Consider the following 23,498-nt stretch of genomic DNA (forward strand, 5'->3'; position numbering starts at 1 on the left):
AGAAAAGAAGGTTTGATCATGACAGGGTGGGGCCGATATAAAGGCTACAACATGAATGCATTTCGTAAGGATTTGATTTCGGGAACAATCGTTGGTGTGATTGCCATTCCTTTGGGGATGGCATTTGCTATTGCATCCGGAGTGAAACCCGAGTATGGCATTTACACGACAATCGTTGCCGGAATATGTATTTCATTGTTCGGAGGATCAAAATTTCAGATTGGTGGACCGACAGGTGCTTTTATTCCTATCTTGTTTGCCATTGCGATGGAGTATGGCTATGAGAACTTGCTTATTGCTGGGATGATGGCAGGGGTTATTCTAGTTCTCATGGGATTATTAAAGCTGGGTGTATTGATTAAGTTTATTCCGAGGCCAGTAACGATTGGTTTCACAGCAGGGATAGCGGTCATTATCTTCACCGGGCAGATTGCAAATTTCCTTGGATTAAGGAATATAGAACGGCATGAGAGCTTTGTAAATAACATGAAAGAAATAGGGATTCATCTATCGACGATGAATGGATACAGTATCCTGACCGCCGTGATTTGTCTTGCCGTCGTTATCCTAGCGATTCGATTCGCGCCGAAGGTGCCTGGATCATTGGTAGGTCTTCTGTGCGCGACTGTGATTGCTGCGTTATTCTTTAGCGGTAAAGTGACTACGATTGGCTCTGCTTACGGAGATATCCCTAATACCTTACCAAGCTTTCGATTTCCGGACATTACTTGGGAACGAATTACCCTGCTCATTCGTCCGGCATTTATCATTGCAATGCTAGGTGCTATTGAGTCATTGTTATCCGCTGTTGTAGCGGATGGAATGACAGGTAGCCGCCATAATAGTAACCGAGAGTTGATCGGTCAGGGAATCGCTAATATTGCTGCTCCCTTGTTCGGAGGCATACCAGCGACAGGAGCAATTGCTAGAACAGCGACGAACATCAAGAGTGGCGCTGTTTCTCCGATCTCGGGGATCGTTCACGGTGTTGTGGTGTTTCTAATTCTCCTGTTGCTCGCACCCTATGCTTCCAGTATTCCTTTAGCTGCGATGGCACCTATCTTAATGGTAGTAGCTTGGAATATGAGTGAGCGCAAAGAGTTCCTTCATCTGCTTAAGATCAAGACCGGTGATTCCTTGGTGTTATTCATCACCTTCTTGTTAACGATATTTGCAGATTTAACGCTGGCTGTAGAGGTGGGGTTAATTCTTGCGGTTATTCTGTTTGTGAAACGAATGGGAGAGGTTCATTTGGTAGCCAAGGTACTGCCTGATCCGAAGTCCGTTAAGGTAGAGGCACATATGGTTACGGAGAGTCATGATTGTCCGCAAATTGGAATTTACACGGTAGAAGGTCCGCTCTTTTTTGGCGCTGCTTATCGATTCGATGACACTATGCCAAGCTATGGTTCAGATCAGCCTAGAATTATATTAATGCGGATGGGAAAAGTACCCTTCATGGATACTACCGGAGAATCCAATTTAGCAGAGCTGGTGCGGCATTTACAAGCCGTTGGAGGGAAGCTTATGATCTCAGGTATTCAGCCACAGCCGCTTGAGCTACTCAAGAGAACTGGACTGTATAGTACCATAGGAGAGGCTCAGTTTTATCCGCGCACCGGGGAAGCAATTAATGACGCACTTAACAGCATCGATTACAGCAAGTGTATTGGATGTAGCCATGCCGCTTTTAGGGAGTGTACAGCGTTCTCCAGCCTGGAAGAGGCGGGAAGTATGCACGGTCTGAAAGGGCGTAAGAATCCTGTAATTGCACCTGAACTAAATAGTGGTCTTTGAGTTAAATAGATAAGAGTCAGCCCGGACGTTTCTGCGTCCGGTTTTTTCTATTTAAATATAAGAAAGTATAAGTTTCACACTATACATTAGCCTTATATTTCCCGCAGATTGGACTTGAGAATGCCAAATTTGTACAATTGGGTATAAGTTAAATGTAAACTATCTCGATAAGGAGAATATAAGCTCATGAAGGAATTGAATTATCCGAAGGTGTTTATGCTCTTGGCAGGTCTGTCTGTGGCGACATTGGCCGTATATCGTGTAGTGTCACTACAGACGGATTCGTTTTATGCATTTTTACTCTGGAATTTATTCCTGGCTTGGATTCCGTTCCTGTTCTCTATGGCTGCTTATGAACTGGATAAAAGGAAGATAGGTGGCTTGCTGCTTGTTCCGCTAGGCATCGCTTGGCTGCTGTTCTTTCCGAACGCGCCTTATCTCATGACGGATCTGGTGCATCTAACGATAAGAAAAAGCAGATATATCGTGGATGGCACCATTCAGAATCGGTATTGGTATGATCTGACTACCCTCTTATTGTTCACTTGGAGCGGCTGGTTGACTGGATTCTTCTCTTTATACCAGTTTCAGACGGTTGTTTACCGCAAAAGCAGCCTGCTCTTCTCTTGGATATTCGTACTCGCAGCATGTGTACTTGGGGGGTATGGGGTCCTGCTTGGCAGAGTCTACAGGCTGAATAGCTGGGACGTACTGACGGACCGGCATCAGTTGTACCAACTGGTTATGGACAGCTTGAATCGACAGTCGGTATTTTTTAGCTTGTTCATTGCGTTCGTATTGCTGGTTATATACGCTACGATGTACTGTTTGCTAAATGGTCTTGGAACCAGTGAAAAAGGAAGGAACGCCAAGCGCATACGTGGTTAATCCATAAATTCCGGATCAAATTGGTATTGCTTCAGATCTACCACACCTTTTTCATTAAAAATAATCCCTTCCTCCTGCAAATAAAGCTTCTGGAGGGAGTTGGATTCATCTTCAGTCAAGGCGATCATTCCTTTGGCGTTGATAACCCGATGCCAGGGAAGTTTATATTTTCTACTCATGGAGTGGAGGATACGAACCACCTGCCTTGCGCCTCTTGGGCTTCCTGCCGCACGAGCAACGCCTCCGTAAGTCATCACTTTTCCTTCAGGTATAGATTGAATGATACGAATCACTTGTTCTGTAAATGGTGTCATAGGGAGCTCCTATCTCTTATTTTCATCAAATTATACCAGATGACCCCTACAATCATAAACATTCAACATGCCGCTGATAAAGCGGCTTTTTTTATTTTAACGGATGGAATTTACTCTCCTTTGCAAAGAAGTTGATCCCTTTTCAGTATAATTTTGGCGGATAGTATTTAGTGAGATGGGGGATAATTTCTAGGAAACTATTGTGACAGGAGTGACTACTGTGGAGAAAAAGGCAGCAGATGGTAACCGCAAAGATTCTCAACAAAATACGACCTCTGAGCAGACTCCGAGTACGTCACTAGATGAAATGATGAATCTGTTTCGGCAAATATTCAAGGATGATGGAACACTTAGGATAAGGGTGCTAAATAATATCCATAGTGACGGCATCCGCTGCGGATTAGTCTATGTAGACGGAATGGTAGACAGGGAAATGATCCAGTACGGGGTGATAAAGCCTCTAATGGATTTTGATTTTACGGCAATGGATAGCGGGAATACAGCCGAAATGATGGAGAAAATTCGGACGCTGGTAATTAACATTAGCGATGTGGTTTGCTCTACGAGTTTGGATGAGATGGTTAGCGCGGTCGTAGCTGGAAAAACATTATTTCTGCTGGATGGCTTTGCTGGTGCGCTTAACATTAGTGCGCAGGGGTGGGAAACGAAGGCCATCGCGGAGCCTGTGACGGAAAAAAGTGTCAAGGGTCCACGAGAAGGTTTTACAGAGTCGCTGCTTGTGAACTTGACGCTCATTCGGCGAAGAGTGCAGAGTCCGGACTTAAAGTTGATTTATGGTCAAGTCGGGACTCGCTCCAAAACACAAACCTGTATTTGTTATATGGAAGGCTTGGCCTCACCGGAGGTTATTAAAGAGCTGCAGAACCGAATTCAGCAGGTAGACATAGATGTTGTATTGGATACGTCTATTCTTTCGGAGCTTATTCGAGATGAACCCTTTTCACCCTTTGAAATGACGGGAAGCACAGAACGTCCTGATTCTGTAGTAAGCAAAATTATGGAGGGTAGAGTTGCCTTATTAATGGAAGGCAGTCCTTATGCAATGACAGTGCCCTATATGTTTGTGGAGAATTTTCAGGCCAGTTCTGATTATTATATTAACTATTACTTTGGTTCGTTTAACCGAATGATAAGGGTACTTGGAGCCTTCTTGTCTATTAGTATTCCTGCTTTGTACGTGGCTTTGGTTACTTACAGCCAGGAAATGTTGCCTACCATGTTGTTGCTTAGTATTTCAACATCGAGAGTAGCCGTTCCCTTTCCAACTGTAGTGGAGGTCTTGTTCATGCTAACGATATTTGAAATTCTGCGCGAGGCAGGAGAACGAATACCAACCTACATTGGACAGGCGATTAGTATCGTAGGTGCGCTAGTGTTGGGTCAGGCGGCTGTGGAAGCGAGGATAGTTAGCGCGCCTATGATTATTGTTGTGGGTTTAACCGGAATTATGGCTTTGCTTAACCCTAGGCTGACGGGTCCTTTAATCGTAGTAAGGTCGCTGCTGCTGTTCGCCACCTTTTTCCTGGGGTTATATGGGTATTTTTTAGGCGTGATCGGTTTAGTTATTCATTTGATGAGTTTACGTTCCTTTGGAGTTCAATACATGCTTGGAGTAGGTTCTATTCGCCCGCAGGATATTAAGGATACAGCTATAAGGGCGCCGTGGTGGCATATGTATCTGCGTCCAGCGATGATTGGTGCCCGTAACCGAAAGAGAAAAGCGACAAATAAAGTAAGGAATCGGTCATGAAAAAAATCAAAAAAGGGTTGCTAGCTTGTATATCGCTATTACTTCTGGTCAGTATCTTGGGCTGTTGGGATTACGCTGAAATTGAAGACAGGGCGGTTGTAGCAGGCATTGGCATCGATAAAGATTCTGACGGGAAGCTATTAGCAACGGTCGAAATCGTGGATACGAAAGAGGGGATGAAGTCTAGTCAAGCGGGATATAAAATGGTTAGTCTTTCAGGTAAAACGTTGTTTGAAATTGTGCGAGGCATGATTTCAATCACGGGAAAAAAATTATTCTGGAGCCATTCCAAGGCGATCATTATCAGTGAGGAGGTAGCGAAGGAAGGGGTTGTAAAGGTGATTGATTGGTACAACAGAGATACAGAAACTCGGTCGGATGTATATGTGTTTGTTTCTAAAGAGAAGACGGCTCAGGAAGTAATTAATTTGAACAGCTCAACAGAAACTATTATGTCTTATGGTCTTGCTCAGCAGATGGCAATTGAACAAAATGTGAGTACGGCTCCGGTTGTGGAAATTTGGGACTTCATTGAAAAGCTTGAAACGCCGGGGGATTGTGCTATAGCTCCTCTTATTTATATTCACGAAAAGAATGGTCAGAAGAATCCGCGTGTTAGTGGAACAGCTATTTTCAAAATGGACAAAATGATTGGCAAGCTGAGTGGCGAAGAGACCAAGTATATGTTGTTTGTTAAAGATAATATTAAGGGAGGGGTGTTAACCGTGAATAACGAAGAGGGAACCCCCGACTTTACACTTGAAATTTTCTCTAATAAAACAAAAGTAAAGCCTGTTTGGGTAAACGGTAAGCTCCAATTACAGATAAATACGTTCACACATACCGGGCTTGATGAGGTAATGACTACTGAAGGATTCACTAGTCTGAATAGTAAGAATGTTATAGAAAAGCGTGCCGCTAAGGAATTACAGAAGAATATTCTCTCTGTAATTAAAAAGGTACAGCAGGATTATCATTCCGATATTTTTGGATTCGGAGAGATTATCTTTGAGAATATGCCTAAGACCTGGACCGAGCTAGATAAAGATTGGGAGCGGGAATTCTCTGATCTAGAAGTGGTTGTAAATTCAACAGTAATTATTGAGAGCAGTGCTCAAAACTCAAGATCTATCCAGATCCATCAAGAATAGGTGATTAAATTGGCTGTTATCGTTGTGTTAATCTACTTTTTTGTTGTATTGATGGATCCTTACGGACTATTAAAGCAAGGGATGAAACGGGATTTTTATGTGTGTTGTACACTATGTCTGTTTTCTTTCTGTATTGCTTTTGCATTGGCCATGAAATGGCAGCTTCCTAGTCCTTCGCCTTTAATTGTAAGCTGGATCAGCAAGTTATTTTAGTTACAAGTCTAAGAGGAGATTTAAGCATGAAAAAAGAGATCATACCCGCAGGGCATTCTATAAGTATTGTTGTTCTATTTATTATTGGGACTTCACTATTCATGGGACTTCCGGGGAAATCGGGCAACAGTAGCTGGATTGCTCTACTTTTTGCCATATCGTTAACGGTTCCCCTGCTGTTTATATACGCGAGATTTCATGTGCTTTTTCCGGCGAGGGATCTATTTGATATCTTGATCACCGTATTTGGATCTATCTTTGGAAGAGTAGTTTCTTGTATGTATATATGGTACGCGCTGCATATGGGGGCCCTCGTTCTAAGGAATTTTGGGGAATTTAGTAAAACAGTGGCTTTGACTGAGACCCCTATGATTGCACCCATGTTATGTATTGGACTGTTATGTATCTGGGTGGTTAAGGCAGGAATTGAGGTGATTGGACGATGTGCTAAACTATTTCTACTGCTGCTTTTAGCTGAGGTGCTGTTTATTGAAATCTTAGCGATTCCTTTGAAGCCTTTTCTTGACAGTGGATGGTCACCGATATTTGCAGATACATTTGGATCATTTACGTTTCCTTTTGCTGAAATTGTTCTTTTTATGGGAGTATTTAGTCATTTACCGGCAAAAGACTCAGCCAAAAAGATTCTGCTAAGCGGATTACTGATTTCTGGTGGAGTGATTTTACTCGTTTCACTGCGGAATTTGCTGATTCTCAATCCTGATATTGTTCAAAGCTTATACTTTCCCTCTTATGTAGCAGTTAGTCGGATTAATATCGGGGATTTTTTGACCCGAATGGAGGCATCATCCGCACTTGGATTTGTAATCACCATATTCATAAAGGCCAGCTTATGTTTATATGTGGCTAGTGTTGGAGTAGCTAAGTTATTCAAACTGAAGAGCTACCGATCCGTTGTGCTTCAGCTGGGATTGATTATGGTTTATTTCTCTCGGTTTATCTTCAAGGATATTATGGAGATGCAGCATTTTGCCTATACTATTTATCCAATATATGCGCTTCCTTTTCAGGTGATTATTCCGTTGATATTGTGGATTTGTGCTGAAATTAAGGTTAGTAAAAGTAAACATAAGCAGGTGGCATCACAGCAATAGACCTACTTTCGAACATTCCTGATCTCTAGTAAAGATTAGGAATTCTTTGATTTTAAAACTAAACATAAGTTAGCTATAATGATAGATATATAGAATGGTTGTTTTAGAAAAGAGGGAAACAGGTATGAACGTCAGCAACATCATTATGTCCTCTTATTGGGGTAGAGAGGTTAGACATAAATATATTACTCAAGGATCTAAGACACTGGCTGTTATTTTTCCAGGTAAAAATTACTCGGCTGAACGCCCTCTGCTAGATTATGCGGCCAAAGCTGCTCGGGAACATAATTGCGATGTTCTGCTGCTTGAATATGGCTACCAGAGTGCTAGAGTAGGTTTTAAGCGTGATGAAATGATTATTCTCATTCAGGAATGTAAGGCGGCCATTGCATCTCTTCCTGATTACAAAAAGATTCTATTCATTAGCAAAAGCGTGGGTTCGGTCATAGCAGGGAGAATTGCAGAAGAGCTGGAAATACAGAAAAAGACGTCTCATCTATATATAACACCATTACCTGAGGCGATCCCTTTGATACAGCAGAGTCGTGGGACTGTAATTTATGGCGGAAGCGACCCTTTATTTAGCGAACAGCTATCTGGTGAAATTAGTGGGCTTCATCATTTAAAAGTGTATAGAATCGATGATGCTAATCATAGCCTTGAGGTAGAGCAGGTCAACGAGTCACTAGCCATTCTGCTTGTTATTATTAATTTTTATCATGAATTTTTCCGTGATGCTTTAAATACATAACCTTTGGAGGATGCTGATTATGATTTTGGAAGCTGCGATGCTGCAAGTGAAGTCTGGTTTTACTACTGAATTTGAAAAAAGCTTCAAGGAGGCCTCAAGCTTAATTTCTTCGATCGAAGGCTACATAGGGCATGAATTGCAGCATTGCTTGGAGGATGATCATAAATATCTTCTGCTTGTGAAGTGGAGAACGCTTGAAGATCACACCATAGGATTCAGAGAATCCAGCCAGTATCAGGAATGGAAGGCGCTGCTTCACCATTACTACGATCCATTTCCGGTTGTTGAGCATTTTACCCGCATTAATCTGGACTAAATGGAGGCTGCTGAATGAAGGCGAAGCTTGTTGGGAAAGGCAGAACAGCGGAGATCTGGCAGCATGATGATCAGAGGATTCTTAAATTGTACCTGGCGGATGTTTCAGAGCAGAATATTAGCCGAGAATATAAGATCAGCCAGTTTGTGCACTCGCAGGGCGTCCGGACACCGCAGCCCTTTGAACTAATTTCTGAACAGAGTCGACAAGGAATCGTTTTTCAACAAATTCAAGGTCCCTCCCTGCTAAAAGTGATGGGTGAGAAGCCTTGGAAAGTTACCCATTATGCCAGAATGATGGCGGGACTTCACTGTGATTTGCATAAGCTTGAACCTACAGAAGAAATTGGACAGCAGAAGGATATGTTGAAGTGGAATATTATGGGGGCTCCAATGCTTAGTGAAGATGAGAAGTCAGCCATCCTGAGCTATCTGGAGAAGTTACCACAAGGAACCCATTTATGTCATGGAGATTTCCATCCTGACAATGTGCTTATGGATGACCAGCTCTGGGTAATCGACTGGATGACAGGTGTGGCGGGAGAACCAGCGGCCGATGCTGCTCGATCTGTAGTGATGTTCAGTATGGGAGCCATGCCTCCTGGAGCCTCTGCCTTATCGAGAATGATGATAGGTTTTATTAGAAAGAAATTAACCAAGGGATACATTCGGGAGTATCTCAGTTTATCAGGTCTCGCCTATGAGGACATAGACCGCTGGATTTTGCCAATCGCTGCCGCGCGTCTGGTGGAAGGACTTCCGCCACCGGAGAAGGAGCTTCTGGTAAAAGAAGTGCGTAAACGTCTGCAGACCTTAACCGTGGGACTACCTTGATCCTGACTAGAAACGGAGTGTGCTCCATGACTATCTATATTGCGCTGCTGCGTGGCATTAACGTCGGCGGCCACAAAATCATTAAGATGCAGGATCTGAAGACAATGTTGCAGTCCCTTGGTTTTCACAATGTACGAACGTATATTCAGAGCGGCAATGTAGTGTTTGAAAGTGATGAGGAATCGGAGAGTCTCCTTAGCGGAGTCATTGAACGCCAGATTCATGAGGTTTTTGGTTTTGAGGTCTCTGTTATGATTCGTACACTGGCTGAGATGGAGGAAGTAATCACTAATAATCCCTTTCAGCTGACCGACCCAGAGGCGTTCAAAAGATGGTATGTTTCTTTTCTGCCAGCAGTGCCTTCAGCTGAAGCACTAGATAAGCTGCGTATTTATGAGGAAGGACCGGATAAACTGCGTTTTGCCGGCAGAGAGATGTACGTGTTATATGAGATCAGCGTGAGCCAATCGCCGCTTTTTAAGGTTTCTTTTGACAAAATATTAGGTATGTCTGTTACAGCACGTAACTGGAATACAGTGAATAAGCTCGTTGCTATGGGCAGGATGGAATAGTCAATTTTAAAAACAGAAAGGCTCCACATTGTGGGGTCTTTTTTGCGTTCTGGGGGCCTTGTATATTCAGCAAACATTCAGCTTGGACTCATTGAGAGTTAAGGTAAGGGTGAAATAATACACCTACAGAAAGATTGAACCGGGGGCACAGAACTGCCGGAATACAGATGATCAAAGGATAGGAGTGGATGGAGATGAGCAGGGTCAAAAAAATAAGCTCGGATCTTATATTGTGGCTCATTTTATTACTTGCCGCTTTTTTGTACGGGTATGGTGTTTGGAATGACCACTATGTGAATACATACTACACCACCGCGGTGGGAAGTATGCTGCAGAGCTTTCATAATTTCTTCTTCGCTTCACTGGACTCCGCGGGTTCAGTAACGGTAGATAAACCACCAGTTACCTTTTGGATTCAGACACTTAGCGCGCTTATCTTCGGGCTGCACGGTTGGAGTGTGATTTTGCCACAGGCACTTGGCGGCGTGGGCTCCGTGTTACTTGTATACCTGCTGGTGAAGCCTACCTTTGGCAGAGCGGCAGCACGTATAGCAGCTCTAGTCATGGCGACTACTCCGGTAGCAGCGGCAGTCAGCCGGACGAACAATATTGATGCACTGCTTGTATTCACCCTTCTGCTCGCGACATGGTTTCTATTTAAAGGGACGAAGAGCAACAAGATGGGCAGCCTTCTTACCGCATTTGCGTTAATCGGTGTTGGTTTTAACGAGAAGATGCTACAGGCGTACATGGTTCTACCGGCTTTTTATTTGTTTTATGTCTTAGCTGCCAAAGTGAACTGGAAGCGGAAGACGGGAGTATTGGCCGCCTCCACAGCAATTTTGCTTGTAGTCTCCTTATCCTGGGCAGTGATCGTGGATTCGATTCCCGCCAGCAAACGGCCTTATATCGGCAGCAGTGGTACCAATTCAGTGCTGAATCTTGCTTTTGGGTATAATGGCGTGGCCCGATTAACGGGGGATCGCGGGGCAGGTGGTGGTGGCGGTGGAATGCCAGGAATGAATGGCGGCGAGATGCCGAACATGAATGGTGAAATGCCAGCTATGAATGGCGAGATGCCCAACATGAACGGGTCAGGCAGTAATAGTGGCGCTGATGGCGGACGTGCAGCATTTTCGGGCCGGCAAGGCACAAATTCGACCTCGAATACCCAGACTGGTGACGATGATGGAGGTGCACCAGGTCAGCCTCCTAGTGGAACAGACAGTCAAGGTCGGCAATTTGGTGGCGAGGACGGCGGGCGAGGAAATCGCGGCGGCATGAACGGCGGTGGAAGCGGAGGCGGAATGTTCAATACAGGAACAGCAGGTCCACTGCGCCTGTTCCAATCGGAGCTGTCAGGTCAAGCTAGCTGGATGCTGCCTTTCGTATTGCTAGGCATCATTGGATTATTCGCCAATCTGCGGAGAAAGAACTTTACCCAAGCTCATAAAGAGGCTCTCTTCTGGTTAGCGTGGCTGGTGCCCGTTATGGGATTCTTCAGTATCGCAGGATTCTTCCATCAATATTATCTGGTGATGATGGCTCCACCAGTTGCAGCATTAGTCGGTGCAGGATGGTCGAAGCTGTGGACGCTATATCGGGAGCACTCTGGTTGGCTGTCTTGGCTATTGCCTGCCGCAACGCTGGTTACAGCAGGGTTCCAGTGGTACATTGTTCATCCTTATAACGATACGATTGGCAGTGGCTGGTCCATTGGGATTTTAGCTGCAGGCATAGTGGTTTCGCTGGTCCTGGTAGTTCTTAAAGGCTTTAAAAAATCCTTTATTTATACGACAGCGACAGGTATTGCAGCTGTATTAGTATTGTTAGTTGGGCCGCTTTACTGGGCAGCTACTCCCATAACTTATGGTTTAAACAGTCAAACCCCTGAGGCAGGCCCGAGCAGTAGTGAGGGTAGAGGGGGAATGGGCGGCAGTCCAAGCAATTTTGGACGTAATAGCGCCGCAAGTGCGAATGAGAGTCTGTTGTCCTATCTGGAGGAGAACAATACTGGGGAGCCTTATCTTTTTGCTACATTGGATTATGGCACAGCAGCTCCATATATCGTTGATAAGGGTGCCTCGGTTGTTATTTTGAACGGATTTTCTAACTCAGACACCGTGTATACCCCAGATACCCTAAAGGCGTTCGTAGAGAGCGGAAAGGTGAAGTACTTCCTGATCAATAGCGGTGGTATGGGTGGTGGACGCGGGGGAAGCTCCGAGTTGACGACTTGGATCACAGAGAATGGTACAGAAGTTCCAGCAGCCGATTGGGCAGGAAGCGATGGAGGAAACAGCGGTACATTATACAAGGTCACTGTAAACTAGGCGAATGTTAAGCATATGAAGCGTGTTATGAGATAGATCAGGCACGCTTCATTATTCAAATTTAAGGAGGAGCTGCTCATGAGTACCCACGTGCGCTATTCCATTATTATACCGATGTTTAACGAAGAGGCGGTCATTCAAGAGACGTATCGACGTATCAAAAAAGTAATGGGCTTAACTAATGAAGTGTATGAGCTGATCTTTGTGAATGACGGCAGCACAGATAATTGCGCCCAGATGATTGAGGAATATAGCTACTGGGATGAGAGTGTGAAGCTGATCGACTTGTCTCGTAACTTTGGACATCAGATCGCTATTACTGCCGGAATGGATTACGCCCTAGGGGATGCAGTTGTCATTATTGATGCCGATTTACAAGATCCGCCGGAACTGATTCTGGACATGATTGCGGAATGGAAGCAGGGGTATGAAGTTGTATATGCCAAAAGGATAAAGCGCAACGGAGAATCCTTATTCAAAAAGTGGACGGCCAGCCTCTTTTATAGAGTGCTACGTTATTCAACCGATATTTCAATACCTGTCGATACGGGGGATTTTCGCCTCATCGATCGTAAAGTCTGTGAGGAGCTCAAACGCCTGCCGGAGAAAAATCGATTCGTACGCGGTCTGGTCAGCTGGGTCGGTTTTCGGCAAAAAGCCATTGAATATGAACGCGATGAACGTCTGGCGGGAGAAACAAAATATCCGCTGAAACGGATGATTAAGCTCTCTCTGGATGGAATTACTTCCTTCTCTTATAAGCCGCTGAAGCTGGCAGGATACCTTGGCGCGTTGCTGTCGGCCTCTGGTTTTCTATATCTGATGTATGTGCTATATCTGGTGATTTTTACGGATTCAGTCGTTAAAGGCTGGGCATCGATGATCGGAATCACACTGACCTTTAATGGTTTTGTGCTCATTATGTTAGGGATTCTGGGTGAGTATGTCGGTCGGATTTATGATGAGACCAAGGGACGTCCGCTCTATATTGTTCAGGAGTTCTATGAAGGCAAGAAGCAGCAGGATGCTCGTGAGCAGCAAGCTCTACACAATCGATAAATACAAGGGAGGGATTCGTTGTGAAGATTAGAAAAGCGGTTATTCCCGCCGCGGGTTTAGGCACTCGTTTCCTGCCTGCAACTAAGGCTCAGCCCAAGGAAATGCTGCCCATTGTGGATAAGCCGGCGATTCAATATATCGTAGAAGAAGCTGTTCGATCCGGCATTGAAAGTATCATTATCGTGACGGGGCGTAACAAGAAATCGATTGAAGATCATTTCGATAAATCAGTGGAATTGGAACAGATGCTTTTGGAAAAAGGAAAAGAGGAGCTGCTTCGTGAAGTCCAAGCGATTAGCGAACTGGCCAGCATTCATTACATTCGGCAAAAAGAGCCGCTAGGACTAGGTCACGCCATCCTTTGTGCGGAACAGTTCGTTGGCGATGAGCCGTTCGCTGTTCTGCTCGGTGACGATATCATGGTCTCGGAGGACCCGGCGCTACTGCAAATGATGCAATTGTATGAACAAGAAGAGAAGACCATCGTCGGTGTTCAGCAGGTACCACGGCAGGAGGTTCATAAATACGGAATTATTTCATCTAGCGGTTCACTACAAGGCGTCCATGAAGTTAAAGGTTTGGTGGAGAAGCCCTCACCGGATACGGCACCTTCAGAGCATGCGATTATGGGACGTTACATTTTGGAGTCTTCGATATTTTCAGTGCTGGCTAACCTTGAACGGGGAGCAGGTGGTGAATATCAACTGACTGATGCATTGCATGAGGTATGCCGTACTGAAGGTCTGCTAGCGCTGGATTTGATCGGCAGACGTTATGATATTGGTGATAAATTCGGCTACATTCAGGCTACGCTGGAGGTCGGATTGAACCGGGAGGAGTTGCGTCCATTACTGGTTCCGTATTTGCAAAAGCTGGCTGCTAGTCTGAAGGAAAGTGAAGAAGTGGGGGCGTTACCTTGGGGTACACGCTAGTGATTGAAGGAGACTGTAACAAACGATCCTAACATCGTCTTCGGCGGCGGTGGGATGATGTTTGGGGCAGTTTTTTTGCGCGTGGGGCGTTTACAGGGCAGTTGGGGATGAACAAATAAGCGCACTTTATGCAATTAAAAAGCGCATCAGACTACTATATATCGACCTAGTTGCACTTGATACACTTATTTCTTCATAATCCAATGGAAATACTCTTTCCATCTGTTTTTTGTTGCATAAACTGCACTTAAAAGAGTCATAGAGGGGCTAAGGTATGAAATAACTGCACCAAGTACAGTTATTTTTTGCGATATAAAAAATCCGGAGGACAGATTCCTAAGAATCGTCTCCGGATCTATATTTTCAGTCATTGATTAAGCCTTTAGCACATCATGATCAACATAACGCGCGCCATTTAGCTCGCTAATCACATTAATGGCTACCTTCGCGCCATCGCCTGCCGTAATAATGGCATGTACACTTACTCCGGCAACGGTACCTGCAGCCCAAATGCCTTCAATATTTGTTTTACCTTCTGGATTAACAGCGACTACTGTTTTGATTCTTGGTTCTGTACCATCCTTAGTTTCCACACCTGCTTTGGCGGCTAGATCGGTAAGGGCGCCTGTTGCTAGAATAACATGTTTGGCTTCATAAATGATTCCGTCTTCAGTTTCAATGACGAATCCATTGCCGCTGGAAGTGAGGTTAATCGCTTGTTCTGCTACCAGCTCAGCGCCAAATTTGACGGCTTGCTTATGTCCGGTTTCTACGAGATCAGGACCGCCTACTTCGGAAATTCCATAAAAATTTTCAAACCATCCTCTACGGGTCATGCCTTTATCATTGTCGATCAGCAGCGTTTTTTTGCCCGCCTTGGCGGCGAACAGGGCTGCGCTTGCACCGGCAGGACCGGCTCCAATTACGGCGATTTCGTACATTTTTTTGACCTCCTAAAAGTTTTGTGGAGCAAAACTCGCTTCGAAAGCATAGGCTTAAGTTTTGCGGAGCGACGCTCCTTAGAATGGACAACGTAGTAAAACTACTTCGTAAGCATGGGCTTAAGCCTATCATCTATTATAACGACTATTACTCTCTCTTGGCTAATCCTTCCTCGCAAGGAAGGGTAACTCTGAACGTTGTTCCCTCACCGAGGGTGCTGCTTACAATAATCTTGCCCTGATGTGCCTCTACGATAGACTTGGTAATAGAAAGGCCGAGTCCAGATCCACCATATTTTCGTGTACGAGAGGAATCGCTGCGGTAGAAGCGATCGAAGATATGTGGGATATGCTCTGGAGAAATCCCGCAGCCGTTGTCTTGCACCGTTAGAATGGCCTCATTTCCCCTAGCATATAAAGAGAGATGAATGGTGCCAGATTCTGCATCCGTATGCTGAACCGCATTGTGGAACAGATTCAGAATCACCTGTTTGATTTTATTGGGTTCATATTTACCCTGGATGCCATACGAGATATCAAAAGTAACCTTGCGCTGATCCGCTAACAAGAGCAGATGCGGCTTCATTTCGGATATGACCTCACCGAGCAGTAGATTCGTCATCCGCAGTTGAGGGGCGCCGTCCATCCGAGCGAGCAGCAGTAAATCCTCCACCAGCTTATTAATCCGTTTCGATTCGCCATGCATGCTTCGCAATGAATTGTATAACTGTTCTTTATTATCCGCAGCGCCTCGCAGTAAGACCTCTAGAAAGCCATGGATCGAGGTCAGCGGTGTTCGCAGCTCGTGAGAAGCGTCGGCAGCGAAGCGGCGCATTTGTTCCTTGGCTTCCCGTTCATTATGAAAGGATATTTCGAGACGCTCGAGCATACCATTGAATGAATGAGCCAGCTTGTCGATCTCAGTCTGGCCTTGGTTCATTGGAAATCGGATATCCAGATTACCGGCATCAATGATCTCGGCGGACTCTCCCATATTTGACAGAGGGACCAGCGTCTTTCGAAGGGCAGGCAAGTATAGGAAGAAGCCAGCCAATAAAGCAATCACTGACAAGCCTGCGTATATCATCAATTGCTGTAAGATTACATCCGTAAGAGGTCCGGTATTCACACTCATTTGGAGTAGCAATCGAGTATTTCCAGGTCTATAGAGATTCACAAATATAGCCAGATGTTCAGTGCCGTCATCGGCCTCTACGAGCTTATAGTTTCCTGTTGCTCTATCCGTGATATGAGTGAGCAGATTATTGTATTGTTCATTCGTTAATCTAGGCGCGGCTGAATCAGATAAAGTCATTTGCTGTAAGTCTCGGAAGGTGCCATCCGCGCTATAAATAGCGAGTGTTGTATGGGCATCCAGCAGGAGTGGACGCCTATTTTCACCGGTTCTTTGACCATTTGGAATTTTATTCTCGCCGTTTCTTTCCCCCGGCAAATTGCCATTAAACTCGGTGTTTCCCTCATTTGGAGTTGTGGTGTCCTCGTCATAGGAATTGAAAAAGTTGAAAAACATTTCACGGGGAACAGAACGTATTTGCGCTTCCATAGACTCTGCTCTATTGCTATATATGAAATCCCGCATGAGTATATATTGTAATACTCCGATTAGCAGCAGCAATCCTGATAGAATGAGCAGCGAAATGGCTAGCAACTGCTTACGCAGAGAACGTGGTGCAGGCAGCTTACGAAACCATTTAAAGATGCGCTTACTCATAGATCTACCCGGTAGCCTGCTCCCCGCAGGGTACGGATAATACGGTGCTCCTTATCCCCTAGCTTCTCGCGAAGTGAACGGATATAGACCTCAACGATATTTTCCTCACCACCAAAATCATAGCCCCACACTTTATCAAGAATCATGGGTTTACTTAGTACAAGGCCGTGATTAATAACGAGATACTGTAATAACTCGTATTCCGTGGGGGAGAGTTCAAGGACTTCTTCCTTGAAGCGAATTTCTTTTCTACGGCTATCAATTCGGAATGGACCGCAGCGCACCTCGCCGAGCAGACCTGGAAACTGATTGCGTAGCCGCGCTTGAATTCGGGCAAGCAATTCGTCGAAGCTGAAGGGCTTGACCATATAATCGTCAGCGCCAATAGTGAGACCCTTGACTCGATCGTCCACTTCATCCTTTGCAGTTAGCATAATAACGGCTAGTTCCGTCTCTTCTGAGCGAAGGTAATGACATAACTCGAATCCATCCATGCCAGGCATCATGACATCTAGGATGGCTACATGTGGCTTGAACTCAGCAGCTACCGAGATGGCTGTGATCCCATCGGGTGCGGTTCTAACTTCAAATCCTTCGTTAAGGAGACCCAGCTCCAGAAATTGTAGTATATGAGGCTCATCATCTACTAGCAGTAGTCGAACGCCTTGAGCTGCTTTCATCATAGGTACCTCCAAATCAGTGATAGATAGCTACATTATGACATATCCGGTTGAAAGTTTGCTGAAGATCCGTCCCTTTGCTTTACGTGTAAAGGAGTCTTTTCTTATTTCATGATGTTTCAAAGGGGTTAATTTAGTTATAAGTAATATTAATGTGTTTAATAACAAACAAGGTTAAAAAATCCGGATTTTCGAAAATGTGATAAAGGGTTTTGACGGCGGATATAGAACACTTTACAATAAGGATAATCTCCTGATTTTGGTGAAAGTTACCCATTTTAGGGAAGATTATTCGACCGTGTTATATTTCCTTCCACGTTTTTCTCATCTTTGTCCATCTTCCTATCAAGGCTCATTTCTTTCAAGTGTATTTCTTGTTCATTCACTTCTTTTTGGAACTTCTGTTCATTCAACCTGTGCTTGCTGAACTTCATATTACCCATAAGTCAAGGGAGGCTTTTCCATGAAGAAAAAGGAAATGGTAGCCATGCTATTGGCTGGAGGCCAAGGCAAAAGATTGAAAGGTTTAACCAAATCGCTTGCCAAGCCCGCTGTTTATTTTGGAGGGACCTATCGGATCATCGACTTCCCTTTAAGTAACTGCTCCAATTCAGGTATTGATACAGTGGGTGTGCTGACTCAATATGAGCCACTCATACTGCATTCTTACATCGGAGTAGGCAGCGATTGGGATTTGAACCGTAAGAACGGCGGGGTATTCGTGTTGCCACCGCATGAACGTGAGAATGGAAGCAGTTGGTACCGGGGAACAGCAGATGCGATTTATCGGAATCTTAAGTTTGTGGATCAGTTTGATCCAGAGCATGTTCTTATTCTATCCGGAGATCACATTTATAAAATGGATTATCACGCTATGCTTCAATACCACAAGGAAAGAAACGCCGATTGCACAATTTCTGTCATTGACGTTCCGCTGGAGGAAGCAAGCCGATTTGGAATTTTGAATACCGAGGAAGATCTAAAAATTTACGAATTTGAGGAAAAGCCCGCTCAGCCAAAAAGTACATTAGCTTCTATGGGGGTGTATATCTTCAAATGGGAGGTTCTCCGCAAGCATCTACTGGAGGATGGAGAGAATGTAGGATCCTCCCACGATTTCGGCAAGGATATCATTCCTTTAATGCTGGAGGACGGAAACTCCTTATTTGCTTACCCTTTTGAAGGATACTGGAGAGATGTAGGTACAGTAACTAGCTTATGGGAAGCGAATATGGATTTGCTGAGCGATACCCCGCCACTTAATCTAAATGATCCTAGCTGGCGCATTTTTACACGTAATCCGAATCAACCTGCCCAATATGTCGCCCCTGGGGCGAAAGTGTCAGGCTGCATTATTAATGAGGGCTGCATTGTGCACGGAGAAGTGAATCACTCGGTTCTCTTTTATGGTGTAGAAGTGGGTGAGGGAAGTGTAATTACGGACTCCGTGATTATGCCTAAGGTCAAGATTGGCAAAAATGTACGTATTCATAAAGCGATTATTAGTGAGAATACGGTAATCGACGATTATATGGAAATAGGCATCGAACGGGAGAATGAGAATGAAATTCTGCTGATCGACAACAAAAGCAAAAAACGTAAATCAGCTGTAGCCAAAACCATATAATCAAGCTAAAACGCCTTTGGCGTCCTTCTAGGGACGGTAAGCGTTTATGCGAGATTTATAAGGATAAAGTATATCGTGAAACTTATACTTTCTTATAAATTATAAGAGGACGGTGGATTCCGATGAAGCAACTCATGGGTGTAATTAATCTGGATCATGAACTTGACAAACTAAATGAACTCACTTATTTCCGCTGTGGTGCAGCCGTACCTTTTGCCAGTCGTTATCGGTTGATTGATTTCGTGCTTTCTAATATGATGCGTGCAGACCTGGAGAGCGTTGGCCTGTTCGTCCGCCGTAAATACCGTTCTCTAATGGACCATTTGGGTGACGGAAAATCTTGGGATATGAACCGCAAGCATGGAGGATTATTCATTTTGCCTCCAGACTGGAACGATCCTACGGATACTTCTCTCGGGGACTTACAGCATTATCATAACAATCTGGATCTTTTTAAACGGGGATCTGCTAAATATATCGTGTTTTCCGGCAGCCAGCATATCAATACAATTGATCTTCAGGATTTGTACAGTTACCATCTGGAGAAGGGTGCCGACGTTACAGTAGTGTATAAAAAGATTGAAGAACTGCAGCCAGAACATGATCTATGCCAGCGTATTGAAGTAGACGAAGAGAATAAGGTAACTAATATCCATCATGAGAAAGACCATCCTAATTTATATCTGGATATCTTCATTATGGAGAAAAAACTGTTCTTGGAGCAGGTGGAGCATTGCATTGCGCATGGAGAGAGTTATTTTTTCCGTGATGTGATTCAGAAGAACCGACATAAATTTAATATCGCCGCATACGAATATCATGGCTATCATGCCGTAATTAATTCATTAGAGAGTTATTATAAGAACAGTTTGGAACTGCTCCAGCAGGAGAATTACTTCAGTTTGTTCAAAGAAAGCCCGGTACAGACGAAGATTAAATATGAGGCTCCAACAAGGTACTTGGAAAGTGCTAATGTCAGTAATTCGTTGGTGGCGAATGGCTGCATTATAGCTGGAACGGTAGAGAATAGCGTGATCTTTCGTGGGGTCCAGGTGCGTAAGGGAGCGAAGATCATCAACTCAGTAATTATGCAAAAGTGCGTCATCGAAGAAAATGCGGTCATTGAGAATGTAATTATGGATAAAGACGTACATTTGAGTAAGAATCGAATTCTTGTTGGAGATAGCAAACGTCCATTCGTCATCGCCAAGAGCAGCAAGATCTAACGACTGGATTAGATGCACAAAGCAGTATTAACCTGTCTGATCTAATGGCACAGTCTGCTGCACTTCTAATAAAAGCATTTGTCAGGAGGACCTACTGTTGTTTAACGATAAAGAATCTTTCAAACAGGTATTCCGTGAGACCCTCATTGGTAAATTAGGTAAACCGCTTGAGGAAGCCTCGAATGCCGATGTCTATAAAATACTGGGCAACATGATTCGTGAGAACGCCGGAAAAAATTGGGCGGAAACGAACCAGAAATATAAGCTCGATAAAGATAAGCAGGTTTATTATTTTTCAATGGAATTCTTGATCGGTAGGCTTTTAGGGAACAATCTGCTGAATATGGGTGTACTGGAAGTAGTGCGAGAAGGTTTAGCGGACCTTGGCTTTTGCTTGCAGGATATAGAGGAGGAGGAGTCGGACGCTGGGTTAGGGAATGGAGGTCTCGGTCGTTTGGCTGCCTGCTTCCTGGACTCACTCGCTTCCCTGCAATATGCGGGACATGGCTGTGGTATACGGTATAAATATGGCCTGTTCGAGCAGAAGATCGTTGATGGGTATCAAGTGGAGCTTCCTGATTATTGGCTGCAGAATGATAATGTTTGGGAAGTGCGCCGCGAAGACAAGCAGGTTGAAGTTAGGTTCTGGGGGACTATTGAGACCCGCGAAGAGAACGGACGGCTCGTATTTGAGCATACGCAATATGAGGCTGTTCGTGCAGTGCCTTATGATGTCCCTATCATTGGTGCAGATCGCCGGCATGTGAATACACTGCGGAACTGGAGTGCAGAATCCATTACCCAGCCCTCTAGAACCTTTGGTTCTTTTGCCGGGACGGATTATCATAAGTTTCTGGAGTATAAGCGTTCGGTAGAATCCATTTCGGAGTTTCTGTACCCAGATGACTCTCAATACGAAGGCAAGCTGCTTCGCCTGAAGCAGCAGTATTTTCTCTGTAGTGCGGGGCTGCAAAGTATTCTGCGTACCTATGCCAAGCTTGGGATTCCTATAGAATCGCTGCCTGACAAGGTTGCTCTTCATATTAATGATACACATCCAACGTTGGTGATTCCTGAATTGATGAGGATTTTGATGGATGTACATGGTTTAGGATGGGATGAGGCATGGAGTATCACGACGCGTATGGTCTCTTATACTAATCACACTATTCTGAGCGAAGCGCTTGAGAAATGGCCTATTCAAATGGTTAGGGAGCTACTGCCACGTATTTTTCTTATCATTGAAGAGATCAATGCGCGCTTCTGTGGCGAGCTTATGAGTCGTTATCCGGGGGATCAGGATCGAATTGCGCAGATGGCGATTATTCATGATGATCAGGTTCGGATGGCTCATCTGGCGATTGTAGCGAGCCATAGTGTCAATGGAGTCGCGGCGTTGCATACAGAAATATTAATGAAGCGCGAGATGCGGCTTTTTAATGAAATGTATCCACACCGGTTTAATAATAAGACGAACGGAATTACCCATCGGCGATGGTTACTGCATGCCAATCCGGACCTGGCTAATTTGATCAATCAATCGATAGGGACCCGTTGGGTGAGCCATCCTCAAGAAATGATTGGCTTGATTAAATATTGTGAGGATGCTTCCTTCCAGGAACAAGTAGCAAGTATTAAGCGCCAGAATAAGCTTCGTCTTGCAGAGTACATCTACAGCAAGCATTCTGTACATGTCGATCCAGACTCTATCTTTGATGTACAGGTGAAACGTCTGCATGCCTACAAGCGCCAGTTGCTTAATATTTTGCATATTCTGCATTTGTACAATCAAATCAAAGATAATCCTTCGATGGATATGGTTCCACGCACGTTTATATTCGGAGCAAAGGCAGCGCCAAGTTATCATCTGGCGAAGCGGATTATCAAACTGATTAATACAGTTGCGGAGGTAGTCAATAAAGATCCGGATGTTAAAGGGAAGATTCGTATCTTTTTCCTTGAAAATTATTCGGTATCCCTAGCAGAAAAGATCATTCCTGCAGCGGACATCAGTGAGCAGATTTCTACAGCCAGCAAAGAAGCATCCGGTACCGGGAATATGAAGTTTATGATGAACGGTGCATTGACGGTAGGGACGATGGATGGCGCAAATGTGGAAATGCATGAAATGGTGGGAGACAACAATATGTTCCTGTTCGGACTTCGCGCGGAGCAGGTCATGGATTACTACCAGCATGGCGGTTATCATGCGCGTGATATTTACAACGGGGATAGTCGTGTGAAGGAAGTGCTGGATCAGTTAATCAAACCAGGACCTATATGTTGTCACGCTGCGGAGTTTGAGAGTATCTTCCACTCTCTTCTGGATAATAACGATGAGTTTTTTGTCCTGAAGGATTTCGCCAGTTACGTTGAGACGCACGTCGAAATTGATCGGGCATACCGCAATCGGCAGGAATGGCTGAAGAAGTCCATTATTAATATTGGTCATTCCGGTAAATTCTCCAGCGATAACACAATTAGTCGCTATGCAGCTGAGATTTGGAACATTAGTCCAGTTCGACTGTAGGATCAACATAAAAGGCTGTCTTATAAGTAGGTAACCCCTACAAATAAGACAGCCTTTTTTAAAATATAAGACATAAAGTATAAGTTTCACACCATACTTTATGTCTTATATTTCTCGCTTAAACGCTTACCGTCCTTATGAGGACGACGAAGGCGTTTATGCTTGACCTATCAGAAAGTATATATTTGTGAGAGGATTTTTAGATAGCTTCCGATACTAAAGCTGCGAACCGCTCCAGAAACCGGCGTTCCTCGTCATCAAAGCGATCCTTAAGCGGACTGTCGATATCAAGCACGCCAAGCAGGCGGTCATCCTTTAGTAAAGGAACAACAATCTCGCTGTTAGAAGCTGCATCACAGGCAATATGACCTGGGAATGCATGCACATCTCCTACTACAAGTGTGCGTCGCTCTGCGGCTGCCGTTCCGCACACCCCGCGAGATAGCGGAATTCGAATGCATGCAGGGAGGCCTTGAAAAGGTCCAAGTACTAGCTCCTTGCCGTCAAATAAATAAAAACCGGCCCAATTCGTATCCGGTAGAGCGTGTTTAAGTAGTGCCGAAGCATTAGCCAGATTGGCTGTAGCACTTGGTTCGTCCTTCATCAATGCTTCGAGTTGGATTAGAACGGCTTCAAACTGCTCGCTGCGCGTTCCATCATAGGGCATAGCTTGAAACATGAAGCATCACCTTCCTGTACTTTAAATTCAATATGAAA

20 protein-coding genes are annotated in these 23,498 nt (G+C 44.5%); 15 read left to right on the forward strand and 5 right to left on the reverse strand.

Annotated elements, in window-relative coordinates:
• Nucleotides 1–18 precede the first annotated feature (18 nt).
• Both MHB64_RS02825 and MHB64_RS02830 read left to right on the forward strand, forming a co-directional pair.
• A complete protein-coding gene (locus MHB64_RS02825; protein WP_341133667.1) occupies nucleotides 19–1,797 on the forward strand; it encodes a SulP family inorganic anion transporter in 1,779 nt (592 codons plus the stop codon).
• Nucleotides 1,798–1,983: 186 nt separating this feature from the next.
• On the forward strand, nucleotides 1,984–2,685 hold the full coding sequence (locus MHB64_RS02830) for a DUF1361 domain-containing protein (protein ID WP_094873572.1): 702 nt from the start codon (nucleotides 1,984–1,986) through the stop codon (nucleotides 2,683–2,685).
• Here MHB64_RS02830 and MHB64_RS02835 read toward each other — a convergent pair.
• Nucleotides 2,682–2,999 carry an MGMT family protein gene (locus MHB64_RS02835; protein ID WP_042184593.1) on the reverse strand — a complete coding sequence of 106 codons (318 nt, stop codon included), beginning with the start codon at nucleotides 2,997–2,999 and terminating at the stop codon, nucleotides 2,682–2,684. The two genes, MHB64_RS02830 and MHB64_RS02835, sit on opposite strands and share 4 nt — an antisense overlap.
• A gap of 202 nt (nucleotides 3,000–3,201) precedes the next feature.
• Between MHB64_RS02835 and MHB64_RS02840 the strand changes: the two genes are divergently transcribed.
• The 10 genes from MHB64_RS02840 to galU all read left to right on the forward strand — a co-directional run bounded on the left by MHB64_RS02840 (nucleotide 3,202) and on the right by galU (nucleotide 14,045).
• Nucleotides 3,202–4,770, forward strand: coding sequence for a spore germination protein (locus MHB64_RS02840; protein WP_341133668.1), 1,569 nt, complete (start codon nucleotides 3,202–3,204; stop codon nucleotides 4,768–4,770).
• A complete protein-coding gene (locus tag MHB64_RS02845; protein ID WP_094873576.1) occupies nucleotides 4,767–5,921 on the forward strand; it encodes a Ger(x)C family spore germination protein in 1,155 nt (384 codons plus the stop codon). The genes MHB64_RS02840 and MHB64_RS02845 overlap by 4 nt, the downstream gene beginning before the upstream one ends.
• Before the next feature lie 239 nt (nucleotides 5,922–6,160).
• Nucleotides 6,161–7,249, forward strand: coding sequence for a GerAB/ArcD/ProY family transporter (locus MHB64_RS02850; protein WP_341133669.1), 1,089 nt, complete (start codon nucleotides 6,161–6,163; stop codon nucleotides 7,247–7,249).
• Between the two features lie 124 nt (nucleotides 7,250–7,373).
• Nucleotides 7,374–8,000, forward strand: coding sequence for a hypothetical protein (locus MHB64_RS02855; protein ID WP_094873581.1), 627 nt, complete (start codon nucleotides 7,374–7,376; stop codon nucleotides 7,998–8,000).
• A gap of 19 nt (nucleotides 8,001–8,019) precedes the next feature.
• Nucleotides 8,020–8,316, forward strand: a complete 297-nt coding sequence (locus tag MHB64_RS02860; protein WP_094878265.1) for an antibiotic biosynthesis monooxygenase family protein — start codon at nucleotides 8,020–8,022, stop codon at nucleotides 8,314–8,316.
• A 14-nt stretch (nucleotides 8,317–8,330) separates the two neighbouring features.
• A complete protein-coding gene (locus MHB64_RS02865; protein ID WP_341133670.1) occupies nucleotides 8,331–9,149 on the forward strand; it encodes a phosphotransferase family protein in 819 nt (272 codons plus the stop codon).
• A 26-nt stretch (nucleotides 9,150–9,175) separates the two neighbouring features.
• Nucleotides 9,176–9,721: a DUF1697 domain-containing protein gene (locus MHB64_RS02870; RefSeq protein ID WP_094878267.1), complete on the forward strand. Its 546-nt coding sequence runs from the start codon at nucleotides 9,176–9,178 to the stop codon at nucleotides 9,719–9,721.
• Nucleotides 9,722–9,915: 194 nt separating this feature from the next.
• Complete coding sequence (locus tag MHB64_RS02875; RefSeq protein WP_341133671.1) at nucleotides 9,916–12,054, forward strand: glycosyltransferase family 39 protein; 2,139 nt, start codon at nucleotides 9,916–9,918, stop codon at nucleotides 12,052–12,054.
• 78 nt (nucleotides 12,055–12,132) lie between these two features.
• Nucleotides 12,133–13,113 carry a glycosyltransferase family 2 protein gene (locus MHB64_RS02880; protein WP_094873591.1) on the forward strand — a complete coding sequence of 327 codons (981 nt, stop codon included), beginning with the start codon at nucleotides 12,133–12,135 and terminating at the stop codon, nucleotides 13,111–13,113.
• 20 nt (nucleotides 13,114–13,133) lie between these two features.
• Complete coding sequence (gene galU, locus MHB64_RS02885; RefSeq protein ID WP_341133672.1) at nucleotides 13,134–14,045, forward strand: UTP--glucose-1-phosphate uridylyltransferase GalU; 912 nt, start codon at nucleotides 13,134–13,136, stop codon at nucleotides 14,043–14,045.
• A gap of 374 nt (nucleotides 14,046–14,419) precedes the next feature.
• On the opposite strand, the gene MHB64_RS02890 is transcribed toward galU, so the two are convergent.
• The 3 genes from MHB64_RS02890 to MHB64_RS02900 form a co-directional block, all read right to left on the reverse strand.
• Nucleotides 14,420–14,986: an FAD-dependent oxidoreductase gene (locus MHB64_RS02890; RefSeq protein ID WP_042184618.1), complete on the reverse strand. Its 567-nt coding sequence runs from the start codon at nucleotides 14,984–14,986 to the stop codon at nucleotides 14,420–14,422.
• Nucleotides 14,987–15,134: 148 nt separating this feature from the next.
• The gene (locus tag MHB64_RS02895; RefSeq protein ID WP_094873595.1) at nucleotides 15,135–16,718 is read right to left on the reverse strand and encodes a sensor histidine kinase; all 1,584 of its coding nucleotides are present in this window, start codon (nucleotides 16,716–16,718) and stop codon (nucleotides 15,135–15,137) included.
• Complete coding sequence (locus MHB64_RS02900; protein WP_076116779.1) at nucleotides 16,715–17,398, reverse strand: response regulator transcription factor; 684 nt, start codon at nucleotides 17,396–17,398, stop codon at nucleotides 16,715–16,717. Before MHB64_RS02900 ends, MHB64_RS02895 begins: the two co-directional genes overlap by 4 nt.
• Nucleotides 17,399–17,861: 463 nt before the next feature.
• Here MHB64_RS02900 and MHB64_RS02905 point away from each other — a divergent pair, with 463 nt between their 5' ends.
• The 3 genes from MHB64_RS02905 to MHB64_RS02915 all read left to right on the forward strand — a co-directional run bounded on the left by MHB64_RS02905 (nucleotide 17,862) and on the right by MHB64_RS02915 (nucleotide 22,781).
• The gene (locus MHB64_RS02905; protein ID WP_094873597.1) at nucleotides 17,862–19,025 is read left to right on the forward strand and encodes a glucose-1-phosphate adenylyltransferase; all 1,164 of its coding nucleotides are present in this window, start codon (nucleotides 17,862–17,864) and stop codon (nucleotides 19,023–19,025) included.
• Between the two features lie 122 nt (nucleotides 19,026–19,147).
• The gene (glgD, locus tag MHB64_RS02910) at nucleotides 19,148–20,251 is read left to right on the forward strand and encodes a glucose-1-phosphate adenylyltransferase subunit GlgD (protein WP_094873599.1); all 1,104 of its coding nucleotides are present in this window, start codon (nucleotides 19,148–19,150) and stop codon (nucleotides 20,249–20,251) included.
• Between the two features lie 97 nt (nucleotides 20,252–20,348).
• On the forward strand, nucleotides 20,349–22,781 hold the full coding sequence (locus tag MHB64_RS02915) for a glycogen/starch/alpha-glucan phosphorylase (protein ID WP_341133673.1): 2,433 nt from the start codon (nucleotides 20,349–20,351) through the stop codon (nucleotides 22,779–22,781).
• 199 nt (nucleotides 22,782–22,980) lie between these two features.
• On the opposite strand, the gene MHB64_RS02920 is transcribed toward MHB64_RS02915, so the two are convergent.
• The gene (locus MHB64_RS02920; RefSeq protein WP_094874767.1) at nucleotides 22,981–23,460 is read right to left on the reverse strand and encodes a GAF domain-containing protein; all 480 of its coding nucleotides are present in this window, start codon (nucleotides 23,458–23,460) and stop codon (nucleotides 22,981–22,983) included.
• Nucleotides 23,461–23,498 lie beyond the last annotated feature (38 nt).

It is taken from the genome of Paenibacillus sp. FSL K6-2859 (genome assembly GCF_038008265.1).
Lineage (GTDB): Bacteria > Bacillota > Bacilli > Paenibacillales > Paenibacillaceae > Paenibacillus_AQ > Paenibacillus_AQ nitricinens.